General features: G+C 66.4%; 21 protein-coding genes and 1 riboswitch. Of the genes, 14 read left to right on the forward strand and 7 right to left on the reverse strand.

The window, feature by feature from the left end:
• Positions 1 to 254 precede the first annotated feature (254 nt).
• On the reverse strand, positions 255 to 1,307 hold the full coding sequence (locus tag ACODS0_RS21520; protein ID WP_488837076.1) for a porin: 1,053 nt from the start codon (positions 1,305 to 1,307) through the stop codon (positions 255 to 257).
• A 315-nt stretch (positions 1,308 to 1,622) separates the two neighbouring features.
• Here ACODS0_RS21520 and coq7 point away from each other — a divergent pair, with 315 nt between their 5' ends.
• Positions 1,623 to 2,240: a 2-polyprenyl-3-methyl-6-methoxy-1,4-benzoquinone monooxygenase gene (coq7, locus tag ACODS0_RS21525; RefSeq protein WP_121422330.1), complete on the forward strand. Its 618-nt coding sequence runs from the start codon at positions 1,623 to 1,625 to the stop codon at positions 2,238 to 2,240.
• A 191-nt stretch (positions 2,241 to 2,431) separates the two neighbouring features.
• Here coq7 and ACODS0_RS21530 read toward each other — a convergent pair whose 3' ends face one another.
• Positions 2,432 to 2,881 carry an OsmC family protein gene (locus tag ACODS0_RS21530; RefSeq protein ID WP_055398537.1) on the reverse strand — a complete coding sequence of 150 codons (450 nt, stop codon included), beginning with the start codon at positions 2,879 to 2,881 and terminating at the stop codon, positions 2,432 to 2,434.
• Between the two features lie 357 nt (positions 2,882 to 3,238).
• On the opposite strand from ACODS0_RS21530, the gene ilvA reads away from it, so the two are divergent.
• The 3 genes from ilvA to ACODS0_RS21545 all read left to right on the forward strand — a co-directional run bounded on the left by ilvA (position 3,239) and on the right by ACODS0_RS21545 (position 6,263).
• A complete protein-coding gene (ilvA, locus tag ACODS0_RS21535) occupies positions 3,239 to 4,801 on the forward strand; it encodes a threonine ammonia-lyase, biosynthetic (RefSeq protein ID WP_121507527.1) in 1,563 nt (520 codons plus the stop codon).
• 83 nt (positions 4,802 to 4,884) lie between these two features.
• Positions 4,885 to 5,691 (forward strand): adenosylcobinamide-GDP ribazoletransferase, encoded by an 807-nt coding sequence (gene cobS / locus ACODS0_RS21540; RefSeq protein WP_055398538.1) that lies wholly within the window; start codon positions 4,885 to 4,887, stop codon positions 5,689 to 5,691.
• Entirely contained in the window at positions 5,682 to 6,263 is a 582-nt protein-coding gene (locus ACODS0_RS21545; RefSeq protein WP_436130472.1) for a histidine phosphatase family protein, read from the forward strand. The genes cobS and ACODS0_RS21545 overlap by 10 nt, the downstream gene beginning before the upstream one ends.
• Positions 6,264 to 6,294: 31 nt before the next feature.
• On the opposite strand, the gene ACODS0_RS21550 is transcribed toward ACODS0_RS21545, so the two are convergent.
• The gene (locus tag ACODS0_RS21550; protein WP_055398539.1) at positions 6,295 to 6,750 is read right to left on the reverse strand and encodes a type II secretion system protein N; all 456 of its coding nucleotides are present in this window, start codon (positions 6,748 to 6,750) and stop codon (positions 6,295 to 6,297) included.
• Between the two features lie 48 nt (positions 6,751 to 6,798).
• Here ACODS0_RS21550 and gspG point away from each other — a divergent pair, with 48 nt between their 5' ends.
• The 10 genes from gspG (at position 6,799) to ACODS0_RS21600 (ending at position 16,836) form a co-directional block, all read left to right on the forward strand.
• Positions 6,799 to 7,263 carry a type II secretion system major pseudopilin GspG gene (gspG, locus tag ACODS0_RS21555; RefSeq protein WP_370109541.1) on the forward strand — a complete coding sequence of 155 codons (465 nt, stop codon included), beginning with the start codon at positions 6,799 to 6,801 and terminating at the stop codon, positions 7,261 to 7,263.
• A 31-nt stretch (positions 7,264 to 7,294) separates the two neighbouring features.
• Positions 7,295 to 7,810 (forward strand): prepilin-type N-terminal cleavage/methylation domain-containing protein, encoded by a 516-nt coding sequence (locus ACODS0_RS21560; protein ID WP_255484830.1) that lies wholly within the window; start codon positions 7,295 to 7,297, stop codon positions 7,808 to 7,810.
• Entirely contained in the window at positions 7,807 to 8,193 is a 387-nt protein-coding gene (gspI, locus tag ACODS0_RS21565; protein WP_436130229.1) for a type II secretion system minor pseudopilin GspI, read from the forward strand. Before ACODS0_RS21560 ends, gspI begins: the two co-directional genes overlap by 4 nt.
• Positions 8,194 to 8,275: 82 nt before the next feature.
• Positions 8,276 to 8,953, forward strand: coding sequence for a PulJ/GspJ family protein (locus tag ACODS0_RS21570; protein ID WP_228897326.1), 678 nt, complete (start codon positions 8,276 to 8,278; stop codon positions 8,951 to 8,953).
• 134 nt (positions 8,954 to 9,087) lie between these two features.
• Positions 9,088 to 10,074, forward strand: coding sequence for a type II secretion system minor pseudopilin GspK (gspK, locus tag ACODS0_RS21575; RefSeq protein WP_055398544.1), 987 nt, complete (start codon positions 9,088 to 9,090; stop codon positions 10,072 to 10,074).
• Between the two features lie 82 nt (positions 10,075 to 10,156).
• Entirely contained in the window at positions 10,157 to 11,425 is a 1,269-nt protein-coding gene (gene gspL, locus ACODS0_RS21580; protein WP_431151895.1) for a type II secretion system protein GspL, read from the forward strand.
• Positions 11,422 to 11,979, forward strand: a complete 558-nt coding sequence (locus ACODS0_RS21585) for a type II secretion system protein M (protein WP_055398546.1) — start codon at positions 11,422 to 11,424, stop codon at positions 11,977 to 11,979. The genes gspL and ACODS0_RS21585 overlap by 4 nt, the downstream gene beginning before the upstream one ends.
• Before the next feature lie 28 nt (positions 11,980 to 12,007).
• Positions 12,008 to 12,817, forward strand: a complete 810-nt coding sequence (gene gspN / locus ACODS0_RS21590) for a type II secretion system protein N (protein WP_488837082.1) — start codon at positions 12,008 to 12,010, stop codon at positions 12,815 to 12,817.
• A 4-nt stretch (positions 12,818 to 12,821) separates the two neighbouring features.
• Complete coding sequence (gspD, locus tag ACODS0_RS21595) at positions 12,822 to 15,434, forward strand: type II secretion system secretin GspD (protein WP_488837084.1); 2,613 nt, start codon at positions 12,822 to 12,824, stop codon at positions 15,432 to 15,434.
• Between the two features lie 13 nt (positions 15,435 to 15,447).
• On the forward strand, positions 15,448 to 16,836 hold the full coding sequence (locus tag ACODS0_RS21600; protein ID WP_121422318.1) for a GspE/PulE family protein: 1,389 nt from the start codon (positions 15,448 to 15,450) through the stop codon (positions 16,834 to 16,836).
• A gap of 249 nt (positions 16,837 to 17,085) precedes the next feature.
• Here the strand turns inward: ACODS0_RS21600 and ACODS0_RS21605 are convergent, their stop codons facing one another.
• The 4 genes from ACODS0_RS21605 to lpxC all read right to left on the reverse strand — a co-directional run bounded on the left by ACODS0_RS21605 (position 17,086) and on the right by lpxC (position 22,219).
• Positions 17,086 to 18,741 (reverse strand): methyl-accepting chemotaxis protein, encoded by a 1,656-nt coding sequence (locus tag ACODS0_RS21605; protein ID WP_055398550.1) that lies wholly within the window; start codon positions 18,739 to 18,741, stop codon positions 17,086 to 17,088.
• A gap of 197 nt (positions 18,742 to 18,938) precedes the next feature.
• Positions 18,939 to 20,831, reverse strand: coding sequence for a phosphomethylpyrimidine synthase ThiC (gene thiC, locus ACODS0_RS21610; protein ID WP_488837087.1), 1,893 nt, complete (start codon positions 20,829 to 20,831; stop codon positions 18,939 to 18,941).
• 114 nt (positions 20,832 to 20,945) lie between these two features.
• A riboswitch (TPP riboswitch) is annotated at positions 20,946 to 21,069 on the reverse strand.
• Positions 21,070 to 21,111: 42 nt separating this feature from the next.
• A complete protein-coding gene (locus ACODS0_RS21615) occupies positions 21,112 to 21,288 on the reverse strand; it encodes a hypothetical protein (protein WP_176888338.1) in 177 nt (58 codons plus the stop codon).
• 7 nt (positions 21,289 to 21,295) lie between these two features.
• Entirely contained in the window at positions 21,296 to 22,219 is a 924-nt protein-coding gene (gene lpxC / locus ACODS0_RS21620; protein ID WP_121422316.1) for a UDP-3-O-acyl-N-acetylglucosamine deacetylase, read from the reverse strand.
• Positions 22,220 to 22,344: the final 125 nt, after the last annotated feature.

The following is a 22,344-nucleotide window of genomic DNA, read 5'->3' on the forward strand; positions in this document are numbered from 1 at the left end:
TAGGGAAGCAGCACGCAAGGATGGTGCCAAGAATCTGCACCAAAGCAAACAAGAGGAAGAAACCTCGGAGACAGTGCGAAGGACGCCATTGCCCGACATCAACCGACCGATCCGTAGGGCCGATGTACCCGGAGTTACATACAGGAAGTCCGCACAACCAACCACCAAGCACAAATCAGCAGACAAAAAAAAGCCGCCCGAAGGCGGCTTTTTTTGCTTTGATACCGGTAACTGGCCAGAAGCCAGTCTCGATATTAGAAGCTGTGACGGATACCGAAGTCGTAGCCGTTGGAGTTGTCGCCAGCAGCAGTCACGGAACCGTTCAGGGACTGAGCAGCGCCGTTCTTGTTGCTCACGTGAGCGTACGTTGCGTACAGAGCCGTGCGCTTGGACAGGTTGTGCACGTAGCCCAGAGCGATCTTGTTCGAACGTGGGTCAGCACCAACGGTGTCGATCTTGTAGGTGGAGTAAGCCAGACGGATTTCGCCAGCGCCCACGGGCACCAGACCACCGATCAGGAAGCCCTTGCCTTCGTTGCCGCCCTTGACGTCGTCTTGGTTGTAGTGAGCCATGATCTTGGCCACGCCCAGGTCGTATTGACCGCCCAGGTTCACAGCCTTGATGTTGCCCGACAGGAACTTGGTGTCAGAGAAAGCCAGAGCCACGTTGATGGGGCCATTGGCGTAACCAGCGCGCAGAGCCAGGCCGTTGCCGTCCTTCTTGTTGGCTGCGTTGCTCAGGTTTTCACCCATGTAGTACTGGGCTTGGCCGTAGAAACCACCCAGGTTGCCAGGCAGGAAGTAGCCGATAGCGTTCGAAGCGCGCACGGTGGTTGGGCCACCCAGGCTGGAGTTCAGGGTTTGGGTCGTGCCAACACCGTTGGTGCCGAACGGATCGAACACGGTCAGGTTCCAGAATTGGGGCGTGTAGTCACGGCCCAGACGCACTTCACCGAAGCCGCCGTTCAGGCTGACGGTCGAACGACGGTTGAAGGTCAAGCCGCCACCGCCGGTGACGCCGCTTGCGCCTTGGTTGTTGGTGCTGGTGGTGCCACCGGAACCGTTGTCGTTGTTCACGCCAGCTTCGAGCCAGAACGAAGCGGACATGCCGCCACCCAGATCTTCAACACCGCGGAAGCCCAGACGGCTGCTGTTGTAGCCGGAGTTCGTCAGTTGGGACTTGTTGGCGACGCTGCCGGAACCGTATGCGTAGGTAGCGTCAACGATACCGAACAGGGTTACGGACGATTGAGCCATTGCAGCGCCGGAAGCAGCCAGCACAGCCAGGGCAATCAGGGATTTTTTCATTGCGAGTTACTCCAAGGTTAAACATCGGGCTCCGGTACGGGGGGTCTATGGTGAAAGCACCTGCACAGTCCCGCCGGTTCCCCGGGCCAACCTCCTGGTGGGGAAGTTGCTCTTATTGCACCAGACCCGGCCAGGTTTCGCAAAGGAATTCACCCACAATCGACCCGAAAGGGAAAAATCGTTGCAGTGTTGCAACATTTCCATGAACCCCGGCAAAATCGATCTGCTGCGCCTTGTAGCAGCTCCTGCCAGCGCCCGAGATTTGTATCCAAGTGAAAATTGTGTTTCTGCGCTCTTGCCAACCTGAAAGCCTCCATGGACTCTTTGCTTATTGCGGCTGACACCGCACTGCGCACACTTTTTGCAACACCCCGGGCATCGGAGCCCACGCCGGCGCGCGGCATGGACGAAGGAGCACTCGACCCCACCCAGAAGAAGCTGGCGGGGGCGCTGATGCGTGTCAACCACGTGGGCGAAGTCTGCGCACAAGCCCTGTACACCGCGCAGGCAGCCATCACGCGCGACCCCGCGCTTCAAGCCCACCTGCTGGAGGCCGCCCGCGAAGAAACAGACCATCTCGCCTGGACCCAGCAGCGCCTGGACGCGCTGGGCGCCCGGCCCAGCCTGCTGAACCCCCTGTGGTTTGCGGGCGCCTTCGCGCTGGGGCTGGTTGCCGCCAAGGTCAGCGACCGGGCAAGCCTGGGTTTTGTGGCAGAAACGGAAAACCAGGTGGCGGCGCACCTGCAAAGCCACCTCGCACGGCTTCCCGCACAAGACCTGCCCTCACGGGCCGTGGTGGCCCGCATGAAGGACGACGAGGAGCGCCATGCCGCCCAGGCCCGGGCATCGGGCGCACTGGAACTGCCGCCCCCCGCCCGGGCGGCGATGAAGGTAGCCGCCAAGGTGATGACCACCACCGCGCACTACCTCTGAGCACTGGCCGCACTGCGCACGCACTGACCGCGTGCGCCAAGGGGCATCGCGCGCGCGACGACCTCAAAAACTGGCGCAGCCCAAGCCAGCAGACGCCGTGGAACTGGCCTTGCCAGGCCACCAGGTGCGTCCTCCTCCCGCACAGCGAGAGAGGGGGAAGGCGCCGCAGGCGACTCAGGGGGAGGTCTACCTCATGCCTCGACCACTTCAAACCCGGTGGTGATCTCCGCCGTCTTGCCCAGCATGATGCTGGCCGAACAGTATTTGTCATGGCTCATGGCGATCGCGCGCTCTACCGCAGCGGGCGGGATACCCTTGCCGGTCACGGTGAAATGCATATGGATCTTGGTGAACACCTTGGGGTCCGTCTGGGCGCGTTCGGTGGTCAGCTTGACACTGCAGCCGCGCACATCGTGGCGGCCCCGCTTGAGGATGAGCACCACGTCGTAGGCCGTGCAGCCGCCTGTGCCGGCCAGCACGGTCTCCATGGGCCGGGGCGCCAGGTTCAGCCCGCCGTTGGCCGGATTGGCGGCATCGGGCGCGCCATCCATCGTTAAAACATGGCCGCTGCCGGTCTCGGCCACAAAGCCCATGCCAGAACGGGTTCCTGTGCCTCCGGTCCAGCTGACTGTGCATTCCATGGTCTATCTCCTTTTTGGTGCGTGGTTTTTTTCGCACGGAATGGCCCGGCGAAATAAAAATTTGGTGTTGATTTTGCTGCAATGCAACAAGACTCGCGCTAAACTTCCACCAAGCGCTGCTTTTTCTGGATGGAAAAGGCAGATGGCAAGAAGCCCGGTTTTCGGCACTTGTCCCGCACCGATTGTCTCCTCCATCTCCTCAAAGGATGGATTAGCCCCAGGCCTCACGGCTTGGGGCTTTTTTTTGGCTGAACTGGCCTCGATAGCTTCCCTCAGCGGCGCATCGCCCCCCCAAAAACCGACCCCCTATGATGTGGACCCCCGCCGCTGCCCCGTGGCGGTCCCACCTGCCCTGCCATGACCCAGCACCTCACCCCTGCCGACTACCTGAAAAAAATCCTGACCGCCCGCGTGTACGACGTGGCGGTGGAGTCGGCGCTGGAGCCCGCCAAGAACCTCAGCCGCCGCCTGCACAACAAAGTGCTGCTCAAGCGCGAAGACCAGCAGCCCGTGTTCAGCTTCAAGCTGCGGGGTGCCTACAACAAGATGGCGCACCTCACGCCCGAGCAGTTGGCACGCGGGGTGATCTGCGCCTCGGCCGGCAACCACGCGCAAGGCGTGGCCATGAGCGCCCACAAGCTGGGCACGCGCGCCGTCATCGTGATGCCCACCACCACGCCGCAGCTCAAGATCGACGCAGTGAAGACGCTGGGCGGCGAGGTCGTGCTGTTTGGCGAGAGCTATTCCGATGCCTACGGCCATTCGGTGAAGCTGGAGAAGGAACAGGGCCTGACCTTCGTGCACCCGTTCGACGACCCGGACGTCATTGCCGGCCAGGGCACCATCGCCATGGAGATCCTGCGCCAGCTGCAAAGCCTGGGCAGCAACCAGCTCGACGCCGTGTTTGTGGCCATTGGCGGCGGCGGGCTCATCTCGGGCGTGGCCAACTACATCAAGGCCGTGCGGCCCGAGATCAAGGTGATCGGCGTGCAGATGAACGACTCGGACGCCATGATCCAGTCCGTCAAGGCGCACGAGCGCGTGACGCTGGCCGACGTGGGTCTGTTCTCGGACGGCACCGCCGTCAAGCTGGTGGGCGAGGAGACCTTCCGCATCGCCCACAGCGGCCTGGTGGACGAATTCATCACGGTGGACACCGACGCCGTCTGCGCCGCCATCAAGGACATCTTTGTGGATACGCGCAGCATCGTCGAACCCGCAGGGGCTCTCGCCGTGGCGGCCATCAAGCAGTACGTTGCTGAAAAGAAAACCAAGGGCGAAACCTATGCCGCCATCCTGTGCGGCGCCAACATGAACTTCGACCGCCTGCGCTTTGTGGCCGAGCGTGCCGAAGTGGGCGAGGAGCGTGAGGCGCTGCTGGCCGTCACCATCCCTGAAGAACGCGGCAGCTTTCGCCGCTTTTGCGAAGTGGTGGGCGGCCTGCCCGGCGGCCCGCGCAACGTGACCGAGTTCAACTACCGCATCAGCGATGCCGCCCAGGCCCATGTGTTCGTGGGCATCACCACCAATGGCAAGGGCGAGTCGGAGAAAATCGCCAAGAACTTCGGCCGCCACGGCTTCGAGGCACTGGACCTGACGCACGACGAACTGGCCAAGGAGCATCTGCGCCACCTCGTGGGCGGGCATTCGGCGCTCGCGCAGGACGAGCGGCTGATGCGCTTCACCTTCCCCGAGCGGCCCGGCGCGCTGCTCAAGTTCCTGAGCCTGATGCAGCCGACCTGGAACATCAGCCTGTTCCACTACCGCAACCAGGGCGCCGACTATGGCCGCATCCTCGTGGGCATGCAGGTGCCACCCGAGGACGCCGCCACGTTCGACGCCTTCCTGGCCACGCTGGGCTATCCGTATGTGGAAGAGACGTTGAACCCGGCCTACCGGCTGTTCCTGCGATCCAAGTAACCAGAATATGGGCCAAATTGGCCTCCGGCGCTTATCCATCAAGCGCTGGCAGCTATCAAATCTGACATAGCCCCAGCCAACCCATGCAAGCCCTGCGCCACTATCTGCTGGCCGTGCAGTTTTTCACCCGAATCCCGGTCACTGGTCGGCTGGCAGACTGGGTCGGCTACAGCCCCGCCATGCTGCGGGCCAGCGCGGCGCACTTTCCGGGCATTGGCTGGCTGGCCGCGCTGCTGTCCACGGGCGTCTATGCCGCATTGCACTGGGCCCTGGCGCCCAACCCGCTGGCCCCGGCCGTGGCTGCCGTGTTCTGCACCATCGCCACGGTGCTGATGACCGGCGGCTTTCACGAGGATGGGCTTGCCGATGTGGCCGATGGCCTGGGCGGCAGCGCAGATCGCGAGCGGGCACTCGACATCATGAAGGACTCGCGCATCGGCGCCTTCGGGGCCATGGCGCTGGTGCTGGCGCTGCTGGCCAAGCTCAGCCTGCTGGCGCTGCTGGGGGCCCACAGCCTGCTGGCTGCCGTGGCCGCGCTGGTGGGGGCGCATGTGCTGTCGCGTTTCTGGCCGCTGCTCATCGTGCGCAGCCTGCCGCATGTGGGCGACACCGCCCGGTCCAAAAGCAAGCCGCTGGCCGACCAGATTTCGGGCGGCGCGCTGCTGGCGGCATTTTTGTGGTGTTTTATGCCGCTAGCGCTTGTCTATCAAGCGCAATCAGCTATTTATTTTATAGCGTCTGTACTCTGCAGCGCCCTTGCCGCCGCCTGGATGGCCCGCTGGTTCGCGCGCAGGCTGCAGGGTTTTACCGGCGACTGCCTGGGTGCCACGCAGCAGGTCAGCGAAATCGGCTTTTACCTGGGCGCGGCGCTGGCCTTGCGCTGGATGTGACCGGCGCACCCCCCAAAACTCGCCTTTGGCTGGTGCGCCACGCCCAGCCGCTGGTGGCACCCGGCACCTGCTATGGGGCGCTGGACATCCCCGCCGACCCCGCCGCCACGCGCGCTGCCGCAGAACACCTGGCCGCCGCGCTGCCACCCCAGTCGCGGGTGATTCACTCCACCCTACAAAGATGCGAGCAGCTTGCGCTAGAGCTTCAAGCGCTGCGGCCCGATTTGGCATCAAAACCCGACGCCCGCCTGCGCGAAATGGACTTTGGCAGCTGGGAGGGGCAGGCCTGGGAGTCCATTGCCCGCAGCGACATCGACGCCTGGACGGCCGCCTTCGCGAGCTACCGCCCTGGCCTGGGGGAAAACCTGGCGGCGGTGCTGGCCCGCGTGGCGGCTGCGCTGCAGGACCACGACCCCGGGGCTACACAGGATGTGGTGTGGATCACCCACGCCGGGGTCATCCGCAGCGTGGCGTGGCTGAGGGCGCACGGCAACGGCGTGCTGCCGCGCTCGGAAGAATGGCCCGTTGCCGCGCCGGGCTGGGGCCAGTGGGAGAGGATCGAACTGGGATAGGAGCCGGAGCCCCCTGCCCCGGCATCAAGCATCAACGCTTGAGCGGCATGTCCAGCGTCAGCGTGGCGGGGCCATCAGCATCGCGCCCCAGCTGCGCCTGGCGCGGGCCCAGCGCCTGCAGCACCAGCCCTTCATCCACCGCGGCACCCACGCGGAACGGTTTGGCGGGTTTGCCATCCACCGCGATCAGCGCGGCGCCGCCCCCGCTGTTGCGGCCCGAGAGCACCCCGATCAGTGCGAAGCGGCTGGCCAGTGTTGCCACCGGGGCGGCTGCGACCACCCCCGGGGCAGCGGGCGCAGCCCCCAGCAGCCGGGCCAGAGCCTGCGCATCGGGCGCCACGGGGGGTGGCAGCACCACGGGCGCAGCGGCTCCGGCCGCAGGGGCCGACAGGCGCAGCCCCCAAAAAACCACGCTGGCGCCTGCGGCGGCCCATAGCGCCAGAGTCCCCAAGCGGACGCCCCATTTGCTGTACGTATTGGTCACCATGCGGGGATTATGATTCACGCGATTCGACCATCCGAGAGACCGCCAGCAGTGAACACTTCTTTCCCCCTCCTCTTGCGCTCCGCCCGCCACCGCCTGGCCACGAACGTGGCCCGTGGCTTCACCCTCATCGAGCTGATGGTGGTGCTCGTCATCATCGGCGTGCTGGCCGCCCTCATCGTGCCCAATGTGCTGGAACGCGCCGACGACGCCCGCGTGACCGCTGCCCGCACCGACATCACCAACATCATGCAGGCGCTCAAGCTGTACCGCCTGGACAACCAGCGCTACCCCACGGCCGAGCAAGGCCTGCAATCGCTGATCGTCAAGCCCAGCTCGGGCCCCGTGCCCAACAACTGGAAGCTGTACCTCGAAAAGCTGCCCAACGACCCCTGGGGCCGTCCGTACCAGTACCTGAACCCTGGCATCAAGGGCGAGATCGACGTGATGTCGTTCGGCGCCGATGGGCAGTCGGGCGGTGAAGGCAAGGATGCTGATATTGGCAGTTGGCAATGACGACCGGCTCTTCGCGACAGACCCCTGCTCCATGAAACTGGCGCTCCCTCGGCCAGGGATGTCGTGGAACTGGCTTCGCCAGGCCATCGGCATCTCCCCCCCGAAGGGAAGCCGCGCGGCGGCTCAGGGGGGCTTCACCCTCCTTGAGTTGCTGGTGGTCATCAGCATCATTGCCCTGGCCACCGCCGGTGTGAGCATCGCCATGCGCGACAGCGGGCAGACACTGGTCGAGCGCGAGGCAGCCCGGCTGGCGGCGTTGCTGGAATCTGCGCGTGCGCAGTCGCGCGCCGGGGGAATGCCCGTGCGCTGGCGTGCCGATGCCGGAGGGTTCCGGTTCGAGGGCCTGCCGCCCAGCGCACTGGCGGCGATGCCCGGCCAGTGGCTGGATGCGGGCACCACGGTGCGCGCGCCCACGCTGCTGGTGCTGGGGCCAGAGCCCCTCATTGGCCCCCAGCAGGTGCTGATCACCCACCAGGCCTATCCCGAGCGCACGCTGCGCATTGCCACCGACGGGGTGCGCCCCTTCACCGTCGAGACCGTCCAATGAAGTCCACCCTGCCCCCCCAACGCTGTTGCAGGCGCCAGCGCGGCTTCACGCTGGTGGAGGTGCTGGTGGCGCTCAGCATCGTGGCTATTGCACTGATGGCGGGGCTGCAGGCCACCACGGCGCTCACGCGCAACGCGCTGCGCCAGTCAGACATCGTGCTGGCCCAGTTATGCGCCGAGAACGAACTGGTCTATGCGCGCCTGTCGCGCCAGATGCCCAGCGTGGGCGACAGCCAAGTCACCTGCGAACAGGCCGGGCGCCAACTCACCGTGGCCCTGATCGTGCGGCCCACGCCCAACCCGAGCTTTCGCCGGATGGACGCGCAGGTGCTGGATGGCGACAACTCGATCCTGCGCATCTCGACCATCATCGGAAGGTATTGACCAGATGTCCCCCCTGAGTCGCTTCGCGCCTTCCCCCCTTGGGGGGGACGCACCCGGTGGCCTGGCAGAGCCAGTTCCACGGGTGCACTGGCCTCGCGCCGCGCCGGTTTTGAAAGGCGCGCGCGGCTTCACGCTGGTAGAGCTGCTGCTGGCCATTGCGGTGATGAGCCTGCTGGCCATCCTGAGCTGGCGTGGGCTGGATGGGATGGTGCGGGCGCAGGAGATCACGCGCCAGCGGGCCGACGAGATGCTGGTACTGCAGTCTGCCCTGGGCCAGTGGGGCACGGACCTGGATGCGCTGCTGCCCATTGCCAATACCACGCCGCTCGACTGGGACGGCCAGGTGCTGCGTTTGACGCGGCGCACCAGCGCAGTGCCCGACGAGGGCGCCCTGGTGGTGGCCTGGACGCGCCGGGGCGGCCAGGGTGTGGGCCAGTGGATGCGCTGGCAGTCGCCCCCGGTGCGCACGCGCGCCGAGTGGCAGGAGGCGTGGCAGCTGGCCGCGCAGTGGGCGCGCAGCCCGGGCGACGCCGAGCGGCGCCATGAGATGACGCTGCTGCCGCTGGAGGACTGGCAGATCTTCTACTACCGGGGCGGTGCGTGGTCCAACCCGCTGTCCAGCAGTGGCACCACCCCGGTGGGCACCTCGGCCATCCCCGACGGGGTGCGCCTGCAGATCACCCTGCCGCCCGGCCAGGCCCTGGTGGGGCGGCTCACACGCGATTGGGTGAACCCCGTGCTGGGTGGGGGTCGGACATGACAATGACAAGCCCCCCCCTGAACAGCCGCGCCGCTTCCCCCCAGGGGGACGCCACTCGTGGCCTGGCAAAGCCTGTTCGACGATGGCACTGGTCTGGGCCGCGCCAGTTTCACAGCGACCCAGGGGGATTCCACATGGGGCCGCGCCCGGTCCGCAGGGAACGCGGTGCGGCGCTGCTGCTGGCTATGCTCACGGTCACCCTCGTGGCGACCTTTGCAGCGGCGTCCATGTGGCAGCAATGGCGCGCGGTAGAGATTGAAACGGCCGAGCGCGGCCGCGTGCAGTCCACCTGGATTCTGGTCGGTGCGCTCGACTGGTCGCGCCTGATCCTGCGCGAAGACGGGCGCTCGGGTGGTGCGGACCACCTGGCCGAGCCCTGGGCCGTGCCCCTGCAGGAGGCACGGCTGTCCACCTTTCTCGCGGCCGACAAGAACGTCAGCCAGGTGGACGACGCCACCACCGACACCACCGAGGCCTTTTTGTCGGGGCAGATCTCGGACATGCAGGGCCGCCTGAATCTGACCAACCTGGTCGACAACGGCAATGTGCAGACCTTGGCACTGCGGCAGTTCACGCGGCTGTTCGAGCGCCTGGGCCTGCCGCTGCAGGAGCTGAGCCTGCTCACCGACGCCCTGCGGCGCGCGCAGGCCACCACCGGCACCGACAGCACGAACGCCCCGCTGCTGCCCCCCACCATGTCGCAACTGGGCTGGCTGGGCCTGGCGCCCACCACCGTGGCCCGCCTGGCGCCCCACGTGACGCTGCTGCCCGTGCGCGCGCCGGTCAACCTCAACACCGCCGACATCGACGTGCTGCTGGCCGCCATCGACGGCCTGGACATGGCCAGCGCCCAAAAGATGCTGCAGGCCCGCGAGGCTCGGCATTTCCGCACGCTCAGCGAGGTGCGCGACCTTCTGGGTGCCAGCATCGACATCAATGAGGGCGCCCATGCCGTGGCCTCTTCGTACTTTGAGGTGCGCGGCCGCCTGCGCCTGGGCGATGCCATGGTGGACGAGCGATCACTGGTGCGCAAACAGGGCATCGAGGTCACCACGCTATGGCGCGAACGGGGTGCTTTTGACCGCGAAACCGCCCCGGGCGCTCGGGAGGCCCAGCGCTGAAATCTGACACATCTGCAACACATCCGCAGGTTCGGCCCGCACTGTCAAGCCCGCCCCCTAAAATGGCCCGCAAAACCTGTCCATGAGCACCCTCATCCTTTTCCTGCCGCCGGCCCGTCCGGGGCCGGCCACCGAGTACAGCTACACGCTGACGGCGGACGGCCACACTGCCCTTCGCCACGCCACTGCCCCGGCCGCGCTGCTGCCCGAACCCACGCGCCCCGGCGGCGAAGTGGTGGCCGTGGTACCCGCCCGGGCGCTGTCCTGGCAACGGGTGCAACTGCCGCCCGGCCTGGCACTGGGCGCGGGCCAGCAGACACCGCGCCTGCGATCGGTGCTGGAGGGTCTGCTTGAAGACCGCCTGCTCGACGACGCATCACAGCTGCACTTTGCCATCCAGCCGGATGCCAATCCCGGAGAACCCGTGTGGGTGGCGGTGTGCGACCGCACCTGGCTGCGCGACAACCTGCAGGCCCTGGAAGCCGCTGGTCGCCGCGTGTCGCGTGTCGTGCCTGAATTCGCCCCCGGCCCCACCCAAAGTGGCCGCCCCGAGCTGTGCGCCCTGGGCACCCCCGAAGACGCCTGCGTGGTGCTGACTGGGCAGGGCGCCGAACACGGCGTGGCCGTGTTGCCCCTGTCCATTGCCTCCGTGATGCTGGCCCGTGCCGGGCTCCCCCAGGATACGGCCACGGACGGAGACGATGCGCCCGTGGTGCGCGCCGAGCCTGCGGTCGCGGCCCTGGCAGAGCGCACGCTGGGCCAGCGCGTGGCTCTGCACACGGCCAGCCAGCGGGCGCTGGACGCCGCGCGCGGCGACTGGGATCTGGCCCAGTTCGATCTGGCCAGCACCGGCCGCACCCGGGCGCTGCGCAAGGCGGGCAGCCTGGCCAGCGCACTGCTGAACGCCCCGCAGTGGCGCGCAGCGCGCTGGGGCGCAGCACTGCTGGTGGTGGCGCATCTGGTGGGTCTCAATGCCTGGGCCTGGCAGGAGCGCAAGGCGCTGGCCGCCAAACAGGCGGCCGTGCGGTCCACGCTGACCCAGACTTTCCCCAAGGTGCAGGTGGTGGTGGATGCCCCGGTGCAGATGGAGCGCGAGCTGGCCCAGCTGCGGCAGGCGGCCGGCGCCGTTTCGGCCCGCGACCTGGAGCCCCTGCTTGCCGCCGCCGGAGCCTCCCTCCCCAGCGGCCGCCAGCCCACGGGCATCGAATACGCCCCCGGCGAGCTGCGCCTGCGCGGCGTCACGCTGGCCCCCGATGAAGAAACCGTGCTCTCGGCCCGCCTGCAGGCTGCGGGCTACCGGGCCCGGCTGGACGACGGCAGCCTGCTGCTGCGCGCTGAAGGCACACCATGACTGTCATCACCTCTCCCGCCCTGCGCGCCCGCTGGCAGGCCCTGGCCCCCCGGGAGCAGACCCTGGTCCTGGCCGCAGGTGGCCTCGTCGCGTTTGCCCTGCTGTGGTGGCTGGCCGTGGCCCCGGCCCTGTCCACGTTGCGCGCCGCACCCGCGCGCCATGCCGAGCTGGACTCACAGCTGCAGCGCATGCAAGGCCTGCGCGCCGAAGCGCAGCAGCTGCAGTCGGCCCCGCGCAACACGCGCGGCGATTCCGTCGGTGCGCTGCGTACCGCGCTCACACAGCGCCTGGGCAATACGGCCCAGCTCAATGTGGTGGGAGACCGCGCCACGGTCACGCTCAAAGGCGCTCCCGCCGATGCGCTGGCCCAATGGCTGGCCCAGGCACGCAGCAACGCCCGCGCCGCCCCGGTGGAGGCGCGCTTGACGCGCAGCGCCGCCCCTGCAGGCTCCGCACCCAACGCCCCGGCACCGGTCAAACTGGGCAACGCGGCCACGGCGATGCCACGTTGGGACGGCACTCTGGTGCTGGCCCTGCCGCCTGCCCAGCCCTGAATCAGCCCCCGCACAGACACTCTCTCCCGTGGCCACCTCCTCACGACACCGAAAACCCGTACCCCGCACTCCCCGCAGCGCATGGGGCTGGGCGCTGGTCGGCGCTGTGGCGGGCGTAGTGCCTGCCGTGGTGGCGTTTGCACCCGCGCACTGGCTGGCACAAAGTGTCGCCAGCGCAACGGGCGGACAGGTACAGTTGCTGCAGGCACGCGGTACGGTCTGGACAGGTTCGGCCCAACTGGTGCTGACGGGGGGCTCGGCCAGCCAGGACAGCGCCGCCCTGCCCAGCCGCCTGGACTGGCGCATCCGCCCCGGCTGGGGTGGCTTGCACGCGCAACTGAATGCCAGCTGCTGCACCCCTACAGCCCTGCGACTGCAGGCGAGTGCCGGCTGGTCCGGTACGCGCCTGACCATCATCGACGGCGAGAGCCTGTGGCCGGCCTCCGTGCTGACCGGGCTGGGCACGCCCTGGAACACGCTGCAGCCCCAGGGCCAGCTGGCGCTGCAGACCCGTGGCTTCACCATGCGCTGGAGTGCCGGACGCATGTCCCTGGCAGGCCAGGTGCAGCTGGATGCACGGGCCATGTCGTCCCGCCTGTCCACCCTGCGCCCCATGGGCAGCTACCGGCTGGCGGTGCAGGGCGGCGAGGCGCCCACGCTCACGCTGAGCACGCTGGACGGTCACCTGCAGCTCAACGGCACCGGCCAGTGGGTGGGCAACCGCCTGCGCTTTGCGGGCGAGGCCAGCGCCACCCCCGAGCGCGAAGCCGCCCTGTCGAATCTTCTGAACATCATTGGACGACGCAACGGCGCGCGCTCCATCATCACCGTGGGTTGAACCTATGAACTCCTTGTTGTCACCACGCCTGGGTTTTGCTCTTAAAGCAATAGCAGCTAGCGCAATACTGGCGTGCGCTAGCGGGCAAATTATCGCCCAAACCGCCATTGATACCGGCACCGGCAGCGTGCGCGCCGGCGAGCCCGTCACCCTGAACTTCGCCAACGCCGAGATCGAAGCCGTGGCCCGCACCATGGCCACCATCACGGGCCGCAACGTGGTGGTCGACCCGCGCGTGAAGGGCCAGCTCAACCTGGTCACCGAACGCGCCGTGTCGCCCGCCGCCGCCTTCCAGCAGTTCCTGGCCGCGCTGCGGCTGCAGGGCTTTACGGTGGTGGAGGCTGCAGGCCTGTACAAGGTGGTGCCCGAGGCCGACGCCAAACTGCAAGGCGGCAGCGTGAGCGTGGTGCAGGGCAGCTCTGGCAGCGCGCCCGGTGGCGGTCAGATCGTCACCCAGATCTTCAAGCTCAACTTTGAAAACGCCGCCAATCTGGTGCCCGTGCTGCGCCCGCTGATCAGCCCCAACAACACCATCAACGTGAACCCCGGCAACAACTCGCTGGTGATCACCGATTACGCTGACAACCTGCAGCGCCTGGCGCGCATCGTGGCGGCCATGGATGTCTCCAACGCCAGCGATGTGGAAGTGATCCCGCTGCGCAACGCCGTCGCCACTGACCTCGCGCCGCTGGTGGCGCGCCTGATCGACGGGGGCAGCGGTGCCGCGCCGGTCGCCGCACAGGGGCAGGCGGACACCTCGTTCAAGACCACGCTGATTGCCGAGCCGCGCAGCAACGCGCTGATCCTGCGCGCCGCCAACCCGGCCCGTGTGGCCCAGGTGCGCGCGCTGGTGGCACAGCTGGACCAGGCGCCTGCGCCCGGCAGCAGTGCGTCCACCGGCAACATCCATGTGGTGTACCTGAAGAACGCCGACGCCACCAAGCTGGCCACCACGCTGCGTGCCGCCATGGCAGCCATGGGCGGCACCGGCAACACGGGCGGTGGCAGCGCGGGCGCAAGCGCCGCACCGGCCGCGCCCAGTGGCGGCCTCGGCGGTGGAGGCACCAGCGGCAACATGCTGTCCACAGGCAGCGGTCTATCAGGTGGCAGCAGTGGGGGACTGGGCTCGGGAAGCAGTGGCATGGGCACCAGCAGCACCAACAACAACCAGCCGTCCACGGGCGGCCAGATCCAGGCCGACCCCACCACCAACTCGCTCATCATCACGGCGCCCGAGCCCCTGTACCGCCAGTTGCGTGCAGTGATCGACAAGCTCGACGGACGCCGCGCACAGGTGCTGGTGGAAAGCCTGATCGTGGAAGTTGCCGCCAACAAGGTGGCGCAGTTCGGCATCCAGTGGCAGGGCATTCTGGGCAAACAAGGCGATGGCACGGTGGGCGTGATCGGCACCAACTCCGGTGCAGCAGGTGCCAACATCCTGGGGATCACGGCAGCGCTGGCTTCGGGCAGCACCAGCAGCATCGCCACTGCCGCGAGCGGCCTGGGCGGGGGCCTGAACCTGGCTCTGGCGCCACGCATCAACGGCCAGTATTACCTGGGCGCGCTTGCCAACTTCCTGCAGAACAGCGGCGATGCCAACGTGCTGTCCACCCCCAACCTGATGACGCTGGACAACGAGGAGGCACGCATCCTCATCGGCGACAACGTGCCCTTCGTCACGGGCTCGTATGCGAACACCGGCAACAGCGGCACCGTGAATCCGTTCAACACCGTCGAGCGCAAGGACGTGGGCCTGATGCTCAAGGTGCGCCCGCAGATCAGCGAGAACGGCACGGTGAAAATGGCGATCTACCAGGAGATCTCCAAGATCGACCGCTCCACCCTGTCCAATGCCACCGGCCCCACCACCAGCAAACGTGCGGTCGAATCCAACGTAGTGGTGGACGACGGCAGCATCATCGTCATCGGCGGCCTGCTGGAGGACACCTACTCGCAGGGCGAGGACAAAGTACCCCTGATGGGTGACCTGCCCGTGGTGGGCAACCTGTTCAAAAGCGAGAACCGCTCGCGCCGCAAGACCAACCTGATGATCTTCCTGCGCCCCATCGTGGTGCGCGACAACGCCACCAGCGACGCACTGGTCGTGGACCGCTACGAAGCGATCCGCGCGCTGCAGCAGGCCACGCAGCCCGCCCCCAGCACTGTCATGAATTCGGTCTCTGGCGCCCCCATCCTTCCCGCGCTGCCCGAGCGGGCGCCTTCGGTCGCCAGCCCCATGCCTGTGCAGCCCGCCGCGCCGGTGCCCGTTCCCATGCAGCAGCTCACCCCTGTAGCGCCCCCTCTACCCACACCGGGTACTGCTCCCCAAAGCAGCGCGCCTGTGGAGCAGTCCAGCCCCACAGCCCAGGCGCAGGTCCCCGCGCCGCTGTACTACGTGAACGTGGGTGTGTTTGGCAAGGATGCGGAATCGCGCAGCGCCATGACCAAGCTGCGCAGCACGGCACTGCCCCTGTCCATCCAGGCGGTAGACACCAACCGGGGCACACTCACCCGCGTGCGTGTGGGCCCCTACAACACCGAAGACGCTGCCAATGCCGCTGCCGCCACCGTGCGCAGTCTGGCACTCAACGCTACGGTCTCGCCCAAGGCGCTCTGACGGACCCACGCCCATGCGCCACCCCCTGCCCTACGCCTTTGCCCGCACCGCCCAGCTGCTGCTGGAGGACGACGGCCACCAGCTGGTGCTGTGGCATGGCCCCCACCCCGACGCCGGTGCGCTGTCCGAAGTGCTGCGCAAACACCCGGTGCAGCAGTTGCTGCCGCTGGACGCCCCGGCCCTGGCCCAGCGCATCAGCGCCGTGTATTCGCACAGCGAATCAAGCGCCGCCACCGTGGTGAGCGAGGTCGAGAGCGACGCGGACCTCTCGCGCATGATGCAGGAGCTGCCCGCCGTGGAAGACCTGCTGGAATCGGCTGGCGACGCACCCATCATCCGCATGCTCAACGCCCTGCTCACGCAGGCCGCGCGCGACGGCGCGAGCGACATCCACATCGAGCCCTACGAGCGCCATTCCAGCGTGCGTTTTCGCGTGGACGGCACCCTGCGCGAGGTGGTGCAACCCAACCGCGCACTGCACGCCGCGCTGATCTCGCGCCTGAAGATCATGGCCGACCTGGACATCTCTGAGAAACGCCTGCCGCAGGACGGCCGCATCAGCCTGCGCCTGGGCACCCGCGCCATCGACGTACGCGTTTCCACCCTGCCCAGCGCCCATGGCGAACGCGCGGTGCTGCGCCTCTTGGACAAGAGCGAAAGCAAGCTGAGCCTGGAAGCCGTGGGCATGCAGGGTGAGACGCTGCGCCGCTTCGAGGGGCTGATCAGCCAGCCGCACGGCATCATCCTGGTGACAGGGCCCACCGGCTCGGGCAAGACGACCACGCTGTATGCGGCGCTGGGTCGGCTCGATGCCACGCGCAACAACATCATGACGGTGGAAGATCCCATCGAGTACGAGCTGCCCGGGGTAGGGCAAACGCAGGTCAACAGCAAGATCGAGCTGACCTTTGCCAAGGCCCTGCGCGCCATCCTGCGCCAGGACCCGGACATCATCATGATCGGCGAAATCCGCGACTTCGAAACCGCACAGATCGCCATCCAGGCCTCACTCACGGGCCACCTGGTGCTGGCCACGCTGCACACCAACGACGCAGCCAGCGCCGTCACGCGGCTGACCGACATGGGGGTGGAGCCGTTCCTGTTGTCGTCGTCCCTGCTCGGCGTGCTGGCCCAGCGGCTGGTGCGCAAATACTGCAGCCATTGCCACGGCAGCGGGTGCGAGCACTGCGGCCAGACGGGCTACACGGGCCGCACCGGTGTGTTCGAGTTGCTGGTGACCACCGACGCGATCCGCGCGCAAATCCACAACCAGGCGTCCGAAGCCGACATCCGCACCGCCGCGCTGGCCGACGGCATGGCGCTGATGCGCGAGGATGGGGAACGGCTGATTGCAGCAGGCATCACCAGCCGCGAGGAAGTACTGCGGGTGACGCGGGACTAGCCAGCCGCAGAGGCCAGTTTGATATTATTTTGATAGCAACTAGCGCTTAATAGATAAGCGCTAGGGATCCTCTGCACGAATCGAGCGGCAAGTGTGCGCTGCGGATCGTGATGGGCTGCAAGGCGCAAAACGCAGCAATAGCCGTAGCTATTGCGAGGTTTTGCAACGCCGCAGACCGCCCGAGACCGCAGATGCACACGGCACGGTGATTCGTGCAGAGGGTCCCTAGCGGTCAAAAAATGCTCAAAATTAACGTATGCGCAGCGCAGGCCTGCGCTGCGCCTGGGCCACGGCTGGCGCAGCGGGCGCCGCTGCCGCGCTGAAGACCGAGGGTGCAGGAGCCCCGCCGTCCTGCAGCTTGAACTGGCTGACCGCACTGCTCAGGTGCAGCGCCTGTTCGCGCAGCGATTCAGAGGCAGCGGTGGACTCTTCCACCAGCGCGGCGTTCTGCTGCGTCATCTGGTCGAGCTGGCTCACGGACTGACTGATCTGGCCGATGTTGTCACTTTGCTCGGCCGACGAGGCTGTGATCTCGGCAATGATGTCAGACACCCGGCGCACGCTGCTGACAATCTCGGTCATGGTCTGCCCGGCCTGGCTGACCAGGCGCGATCCATCTTCGACGCGTTCCACCGACGAACCGATCAGACCCTTGATCTCCTTGGCCGCCTCGGCGCTGCGCTGCGCGAGGTTGCGCACCTCGCTGGCCACTACGGCAAAGCCCCGGCCCTGTTCACCGGCACGCGCGGCTTCCACGGCCGCGTTGAGCGCGAGGATGTTGGTCTGGAAGGCAATGGAGTCGATGACACCGGTGATGTCGGCAATCTTGCGCGAGCTGGTGGTGATCTGGTCCATGGTGGTCACCACCTGCGACACCACGGCACCACCGCGTGCGGCCACTTCGGCGGCCGACGAAGCGAAGTCGCTGGCCTGGCGGGAGGACTGGGCGCTTTGCTGCACGGTGCTGGTCAGCAGCTCCATGGACGAAGCGGTTTCCTCCAGATTGGCCGCGGTCTGCTCGGTGCGGTGGCTCAGGTCATGGTTGCCGCTGGCGATCTCGGAACTGGCGGTGGTGATGTTGCCTGCCGCGTCCTGCACCTGGCGCACCAGGCCCCGCAAGGCGTCCTGCATGCGGCCCATGGCTGACACCAGCTGGCCCACCTCGTCCTGGTTCATGGCCGCCACATCGCGAGAGAGGTCACCACTGGCAATGCGGTCGGCCAGTTCCTGCGCCTGCCCCAGCGACTTGGTGATGGAGCGCACGCTGAAGAAGGTGAGCGGAATCAGCACCGCCAACCCCAGCACCAGCCCGATGCCAATCAACGCCGACATGGTGGAAGTGCGCGATTCAACCCCCGCACGGGCCTCGTCCATCTGCGAGCGGGCCGCGCTGGCCAGGCTGGAGAACAGCTTGTCGGTGGCCTCCATGTGGACCTTCAGGCGGTCGGCGTAGGCACCGCCCCCCGCACCATCGAGCTGCGCGCCCTCGATCTTCTCGAAGATGGGGGCAATGCCGGTTTCGTACTGCTTGATCTCGTCCAGGGATTTGTCGATGGAGGCCACAAACTCTGCATCGCCCGACTGCACCTGACGCACCTCGGCCAGGCTCTTGCGCAGGGCAGCCAGGGTCTTGGCCCAGGACTCGCGCAGGGCAGAGACCTCGACCGAGTTGTTGAAATTGATGATGATGTCTTTTTCGGTCCGGCGCAGGTCACCCAGGGTCGTGCGCAGGTCGGACATATCAGTCAGGGTTTGCACCCGCTGCGAAAACAGCTCCTGCAATGTGCCCCGGGTGCGGTCCAGGGCCACATAGCCCATGGCGCCAATGACGATCAGAAGAATCAGCGAAAAAACGGTTCCGAAGTAAAGACGTGTGCGGATAGAGAAGCGGCCGAGAGCATTCATGGCTCTTCCTTACATTTTTTAACAGATAACTCAGCATAGCAAATTTAGTGCCACACGCCCATCCTCCCGGTCTTCTGAACCGGGGGTGGGCGGGACTATATGCCGGGCAGGGCTATCCACCGCACAGGGTAAGCACGGCCCCGAGGCCCTGTTTCAGGGAATCCTCGGGGCCAGTAGCTGCGCTTATTGCACTGTTCTCAAACGGGCTTCAGGGGGATGTACAACTCGCCCCCGCTCTTCTGAAACTCTGCCGCCTTGGTCTGCATGCCCTGGGCCAGGGCTTCAGCCTCGGCCACACCCTTTTGTTTTGCAAAGTCACGCACTTCCTGCGTGATCTTCATCGAGCAGAACTTGGGGCCACACATCGAGCAGAAATGTGCCACCTTGGCCGAGTCCTTGGGCAGGGTCTCGTCGTGGTATTCCTTGGCCGTTTCGGGGTCCAGGCCCAGGTTGAACTGGTCCTGCCAGCGGAAGTCAAAACGCGCCTGGCTGAGCGCATCGTCGCGCGAGCGAGCGCCGGGGTGGCCCTTGGCCACATCGGCCGCGTGGGCGGCGATCTTGTACGCAATGATCCCCTGCTTCACGTCGTCGCGGTCGGGCAGTCCCAGGTGCTCCTTGGGCGTCACGTAGCACAACATGGCCGTGCCCATCCAGCCGATCATGGCCGCGCCGATGGCCGAAGCAATGTGGTCGTAGCCGGGGGCGATGTCGATGGTCAGCGGGCCCAGTGTGTAGAACGGGGCTTCGTGGCAGGTCTTGAGCTGCTCGGTCATGTTGGCCTGGATCATGTGCATGGGCACATGGCCGGGGCCTTCGATCATGGTCTGCACGTCGTGCTTCCAGGCCACTTGCGTGAGTTCGCCCAGCGTGTGCAGCTCGGCAAATTGCGCTTCGTCGTTGGCATCGGACGCGCAGCCTGGGCGCAGGCCATCGCCCAGGCTGAACGACACGTCGTACGCCTTCATGATGTCGCAGATGTCCTCGAAGTGCTCGTACAGGAAGCTCTCGCGGTGGTGCGCCATGCACCACTTGGCCATGATGGAGCCGCCGCGCGAGACGATGCCCGTGCGCCGCTGCGCCGTGAGGTGGATGTAAGCCAGGCGCACGCCCGCATGGATGGTGAAGTAGTCCACACCCTGCTCGGCCTGCTCGATCAGCGTGTCGCGGAAGATCTCCCAGGTCAGGTCTTCGGCCACGCCGCCCACCTTTTCGAGCGCCTGGTAGATCGGCACCGTGCCAATCGGCACCGGCGAGTTGCGCACGATCCAGTCGCGTGTGGTGTGGATGTTCTTGCCGGTGGACAGGTCCATCACGTTGTCGGCACCCCAGCGGATCGCCCACACGAGCTTTTCCACCTCTTCTTCAATGCTCGACGTGACGGCTGAGTTGCCGATGTTGGCGTTGATCTTGACCAGGAAATTGCGGCCGATTGCCATCGGCTCCACTTCGGGGTGGTTGATGTTGGCGGGGATGATGGCGCGGCCCCGGGCCACTTCGTCGCGCACGAATTCGGGGGTGATGATGCGCGGGATGCTGGCACCCATCGGGTTGCCCATCAGGCGCTGCTCGCGGACTGCGTCAGCCATGTACTGCTCCATCCACTCGCGCTTGCCGTTTTCGCGGATGGCCACGTACTCCATCTCGGGCGTGATGATGCCTTTCTTGGCGTAGTGCATCTGCGTGACGTTGGCACCGGCCTTGGCGCGCAGGGGCTTGCGCTGCAGGGCGGCGGCCTCGGCGCGCAGCTGGGCCAGGCGCGTGGCGTCTTCGCTCTTTTGCCCATCGTCCAGCGCCACGGGAGCGCGGCCTTCGTAGTGCTCCACATCGCCACGGCCGGTGATCCAGCCCCCGCGCACGCTGGCCAGGCCCTTGCGCACGTCGATCACGGCTTCAGGGTCGGTGTAGGGGCCGGAGGTGTCGTACACGCTGACCAGCTCGCCGTTGGTCAACGCAATGTCGCGCACGGGCACGCGCAGGTCGGTGTGCAGTTGGCCGGGGATATAGGCTTTGCGCGATGCGGGGAAGGGCTCGCGCGTCAGCGCCAGCAATTCAGCAAACTTCTCGCGAGCGATGGGATCGGGGGCGTTCATGGGCAGGTCTCCTGGTTCCGGTGGCGGTGGGGTCTGCTCCGGAATGGACCTGTGCGCCCCCCAGGGGCGGCAGCACCTGGGGCATGACGTGCCCACAGGGACTGCGGGCACGGGGACAAGGAGGTCGGCTCTTCTTCCGCCGGTATGAACCGGATCAAGTTCGTCGGGTTCGCAAGCTGGCCTGAATTTCTTCAGGCCTCTTGCATCTCAGCGCATCAGCACACCCCGGAGCAGGCGCGAGTATAGGCCAGAGAAAAAACTGCGTTGCAGAGCCCGCGCATCACGCGAGTCGGCCGATGAGGATCACCGCAAAGAAAAAGACGGCGGCAATCACCGTCCACTTGAGGATGATGAGCCCCAGGCGCTTGTAGCGCGCCTGCCCCGTACCGGCATAAAACGCAAACGACACGGCAGCCGCCAGAAGCAGCAGCATGGCCAGCCAGCGAAAGATCAACATGTGCGTGCTACCAGGCGCGCGCGGGCTGAGCGAAGCCGGTGGGGGCCTGGCGCTCATCCTCGAAGGTGACCACTTCCCAGGCATCACGCTGGGCCAGCAGCTCGCGCAGCAAGAGGTTGTTCATGGCGTGGCCCGAGCGGAAAGCGCTGTACGCAGCCAGCAGGGGCTTGCCAATGAGGTACAGGTCGCCCATGGCATCCAGGATCTTGTGCTTCACGAACTCGTCGTCGTAGCGCAGGCCGTCGCTGTTGAGCACCTTGTAGTCGTCCATCACGATGGCGTTATCGAGCCCGCCGCCCAAGGCCAGGCCGTTGGAGCGCATCATCTCCACATCGCGGGTGAAGCCGAAGGTGCGGGCGCGGGCAATGTCGCGGCTGTAGTTGCCTTGCCCCAGGTCAAACTCCACACGCTGGCCGGTGGAGTCCACGGCCGGGTGGTCAAAGTCGATCTCGAAACTGAGCTTGTAGCCGTGGTAAGGCGTCAAACGTGCCCATTTGGCATTGGCGCCCTCGCCCTCGCGGACCTCCACCGGCCGCAGGACGCGGATGAAGCGCTTGGGCGCGTTTTGCAGCTCGACCCCTGCGCTCTGGAGCAGGAAAACGAAAGATGCGGAAGATCCGTCGAGGATAGGCACCTCTTCGGCCGTGATGTCCACATAAAGGTTATCCAGCCCCAGCCCCGCACAGGCCGACATCAGGTGTTCCACCGTGTGCACCTTGGCATTGCCGACCGCGATGGTGGATGCCAGCCGGGTGTCCGTCACGGCCTCGGCGCGGATCGGGATGTCCACGGGCTGTGGCAGATCCACCCGCCGAAAGACAATCCCCGTGTCCGGCTGTGCTGGCCGCAGGGTCAACTCGACCCGCTGGCCGCTGTGCAGCCCGACGCCTACGGCGCGGGTCAGTGTCTTGAGGGTGCGTTGCTGGAGCATCCCGCCATTTTAGTTTCTGGCGCCCTGTCCCGCACCGGCTGAGGTCTTGCCTGCCTTGCAGACGCCATGCCCGGAGCGCTTGGGGCCCGTACGTAGAGCTACCGCCGCGTTTTCACCTACTGCGC

It is taken from the genome of Acidovorax sp. FG60 (genome assembly GCF_057808995.1).